This is a genomic window from Microcystis aeruginosa NIES-4325, assembly GCF_008974145.1.
Lineage (GTDB): Bacteria > Cyanobacteriota > Cyanobacteriia > Cyanobacteriales > Microcystaceae > Microcystis > Microcystis aeruginosa_G.
Genome location: NZ_BJKP01000069.1, coordinates 1 through 4,019, shown reverse-complemented (window position 1 = coordinate 4,019; position 4,019 = coordinate 1). Strand labels below are relative to the sequence as shown.

Annotated in this window: 1 protein-coding gene and 2 pseudogenes; all 3 read right to left on the bottom strand. The window is 52.4% G+C overall.

Going from position 1 to position 4,019, the window contains the following annotated elements; all coding sequences use genetic code 11:
• Nucleotides 1-259 (bottom strand): annotated as a pseudogene (locus MiAbW_RS20315) (hypothetical protein); the annotation flags it as partial.
• Nucleotides 260-3,760 (bottom strand): helicase-related protein, encoded by a 3,501-nt coding sequence (locus MiAbW_RS18755; RefSeq protein WP_151697312.1) that lies wholly within the window; start codon nucleotides 3,758-3,760, stop codon nucleotides 260-262. It lies immediately after the preceding pseudogene.
• Nucleotides 3,761-3,932: 172 nt separating this feature from the next.
• Nucleotides 3,933-4,019 (bottom strand): annotated as a pseudogene (locus MiAbW_RS18750) (photosystem Q(B) 2 domain protein); the annotation flags it as partial.

Genomic DNA, 4,019 nt, shown 5'->3' with positions numbered 1-4,019 from the left:
GATGAACAGCGATCGCTGCCCCAATAATCTCCTTAGATAAATCATTAGCCCTCTCATCCATAACCTTAGTGTCCTTCGTGCCTTTGTGGTTAATCCCCTTAGTGTCCTTCGTGCCTTTGTGGTTAATCCCCTTAGTGTCCTTCGTGCCTTTGTGGTTAATCCCCTTAGTGTCCTTCGTGCCTTTGTGGTTAATTCCCTTAGTGTCCTTCGTGCCTTTGTGGTTAATCCCCTTAGTGTCCTTCGTGCCTTTGTGGTTCAATCATATCTCCTCTCCCCTGTCCCATAACTCTCCCCAATCATAATTAACACTACACGCCCCAAAATCCGGCTCTCTCTGAAACGGCCGGCGCACATATCTCACCCGAACCTCCTCTGAGGGAGAAACCGAAACCAAAGCCAGCAGAAAATCCTCTGGCTTGTTAAAGGATGCAAGTATCTCGTTCTTGGTGACAGTCACCGTCTCTGCTCCTTCTACTCTACCCTTTACCTCAATAAACCGTAAGCGGCCAGTTCCGGTTCTGCGCGATTCAATGTCATAGCCGCACTTCTCGGCACTCACATCCTGCGGCTCATACCCCAAAGCTTTTTCGGCTGCCATGACTGCCGCCATCGCCAGCTGCTCGACGCGCTTTGTCTCCCGGGCAAACATTGGCTTGCCTAAAAGTCGCCCTAACAGTCCCCCCGGTAAGATGATGGCCGCCCCCACCACCACCGGCGGCGATGGGGATAAATGACGCTCCTGCTCCAATTCAGACAAGCGCTTTTGCAACCGCTCTTGTAGTTCATCGGCCCGCGTCTGGGCTTTGTTGGAATTGATCCGGGCATTTGTCTTCCCCGCTTCTTCCTGTAGGCGCAACTGGGCTGCCCGATGGTCCCAGTAGTTGATCTCCTTGGTCAGGCGGTCTTTAACTGCGATAAGGGTCTTTTCAATTAACTCTTCCTTGCGCTGCCGTACCTCCTGAAGGTGAGGAGCCACCAGATTAGCGATCGCATAATTGCTGGCCCGGCTCTCAATCTCATTACCGATAGGGAGAGAATCAAGGATCGGCTCTAGGATCGCCCGCTCCTCCTCTGGCAAAGGACGATAATCCAGATAAGGGGCATACCCAGCATCCCTCTCTCCGTGTCCTCTGTGTCTCTGTGGTTCAAATAGTTCCACATACTGCATTCGCCGCGACACCACCCGCCGTCTGCCATCGGGATTCAGCCGAGCGTCTTGAATGGCGTGTTCTAAGTAAACCAGCACCCGAATTTCCTCGCTTGGATCACTGTCATCGACTAGGATAGCCCCCCGTCTGAGTAATTCCCGATGCCGTTCCAAGACAAGATCGATAGTGGCATCTAACAGTGGATGGCCGGGACAGACAAAGGTAGCAACGGGTTTACCCGGAACACTAATCAGTTCTTTATCAAAACAGATGCGCTCATAGCGTTTGAGAATTGGCTCTCCTATCCCTAAAGAGCGGTCTCTGTTACGGATAACGGCGGGGACGTTGGTGATTTCGTATCGCTTTGGCTCTCGCTGGCGCACTGTGCCACCTAAGTGCTGAAAGGCTTGCAGGAAAAAGGATGCAATGAAGTGCGGCTGTAACCGTCTGGCTTCGGCTCGCTCCATCTCCTCCCGAATCTGCCGCACCTTGGAGACATCGATCGAATCCCGTACTAGGGCGCGTTCTTCCAGCAATTCTCTTAGCCTATCTTGATCGAGCTTTTCAGAGATGACCTCGTTTAAGCGTGCTTTTACATCTGGGCGATCGCCGTAGCGGATGGCTTTGATGAGAAGTTCGCGCAATTCTTTTCCCGCAATGGCTTTGCCTAATACGTCGAACACCCGTCCGCCTAAAGCTTTTTGTTCGGCTTCGAGTTTTTCGAGGAGCGTCCGATAGACATCTCCCTCGCGGGTTTCATGAGCCACCAAATTCCAGAGATGACAAACCTCGGTCTGTCCAATCCGGTGAATGCGACCGAATCGCTGTTCTAGGCGGTTTGGGTTCCAGGGTAGATCATAATTGACCATGAGATGCGCTCGTTGCAGGTTGATCCCCTCTCCGGCGGCATCGGTGGCCAGAAGTACCTGTACTCCTACGTCTTGCTTGAAGCCTTCTTCGGCTTTTTTGCGGTCTTCACGCCCCATCCCACCGTGAATGGTGACAACAGCTTCTGGGTTGCCAAGGAGTGTACCAATCCGCTCCCTCAGGTAGTTGAGGGTGTCTCTATGTTCGGTGAAGACGACTATTTTGCGGCGGTATCCTCCCGCATCGAACATCTCTGCTTCATCCTGAAGAAGATGGGAAAACTCTTCCCACTTACGGTCTTTTCCGCTCTGTCGAACGGTATTGGCTAGGTCTTCAAGCTTTTTAAGCAGTGCGATTTCAAGCTGTAGTTCGGCAATGGTACGGGATGCTGTAGCCTGATCGACCACCTCCTCGACCGTGGCCTCCCGCTCGCTGCTATCGGCATCATCAAAGTCGTCATCGATGTCGTCTTGGTCAAGGACTGTGCCAAATTCTATCTCCAGCGACTGGCCGCGCTTGAGCAGTTCTTCTTCTCTGAGTCGCTTTTGCAGCCGTTCTCGTCGTCGTTTCAAGGATTGATAGATGGCTTCTGGAGATGAGGCGAGGCGGCGTTGCAAAATGGTGAGGGCAAAACCGACTGTTCCCTTGCGCCCTTTATTGGCCAGGGCTTCGGCTCGGTCAAATTCTTCGCGTACATACTCGGTGACTCGACTGTAGAGGATCGCTTCTTGGTCGGAGAGGGGGTAACTGACCGTGTGAGCGAGCCTTTCTGGGAAAAGTGGCTTGCCGTCAAACTTAAGCAGTTCTTCTTTGACCATGCGACGCATCAGGTCGGAAGTATCTGAAACATGAACTCCGTCCCGGAATCGCCCCTCAAAGCGATCGCCATCGAGGAGGGCTAGGAATAACTGAAAGTCTTCTTCTTTGCCGTTGTGGGGAGTAGCGGTCATCAGCAGGAAGTGGCGGGTAATGCTAGAAAGGAGTTTGCCCAATTTGTAACGCTTTGTTTCCTTAATCTCCCCGCCGAAAAACGAAGCGGACATCTTGTGGGCCTCATCGCAGATCACCAGATCCCAATCAGTCTGCCTGAGCTTCTTCTGGAGGTCGTCATTACGGCTGAGTTTATCAAGCCTGGCAATGACCAGACCCATTTCGGCGAAGGCGTTGCCGGTGCGGGCCGTTTCGATGCGATCGTTGGTGAGGATATCGAAGGGAAGGTGAAATTTGTTATGTAGTTCATCTTGCCACTGCACTGCGAGGCTGCCAGGACAAACGATTAAGCATCGCGCTAAGTCACCTCGAATCAGGAGTTCTCGAATTAACAATCCTGCCATGATGGTTTTCCCTGCGCCGGGGTCATCAGCGAGGAGGAAGCGCAGGGGCTGTCGATCGAGCAGCTCACCGTAAACGGCAGTGATTTGGTGCGGGAGTGGTTCTACTAGGGAGGTATGGACGGCTAGAAGCGGGTCAAACAGGTAGGCTAACCGGATGCGGTGGGCTTCGGAAACTAGGCGCAGCAAAGCTCCGTCGCCATCGAAACCCCACGGTCTTCCTTCGGTGAGAATCTCTAGGGTTGGCTCTCGGTCTCGAAAGAGCAGTTCTGTGTAGGGTTGTCCGTTTGTATCTTTGTAGGTCAGTTCTACCACGTCGCCGCCATGCCACTTGGCCTCGATGACGGTGACAGCTTGGTTCGGTAATATTCCGTTAACAATAGAGCCACGAGTCAGTTCCTCTAGTTTAACCATTGCGATCGCATCCTCATCAAACACATCCCCGACCCTGTTCTTAAAATACCCACAGGCGGTCGATTATATAGCTCTTTCGGCACTCTAGGATTAGAAATACTAAAGTACCAGAAAATATTTAACAACGAAAAGGCACCCCCTTGCGGGAGTGCCTTTTCGTTCAGACTAGGAATTAACCATTGATAGCAGGAGCGGTCAGAGCTACAGGAGCCTGTTCACCACTAGCTAAGTCTAAGGGGAAGTTGTGAGCATTACGCTC

Excerpts from the sequence above, each read along its gene's own strand:
- MiAbW_RS18755 (WP_151697312.1), bottom strand. The coding sequence starts at position 3,760 with ATGGTTAAACTAGAGGAACTGACTCGTGGCTCTATTGTTAACGGAATA.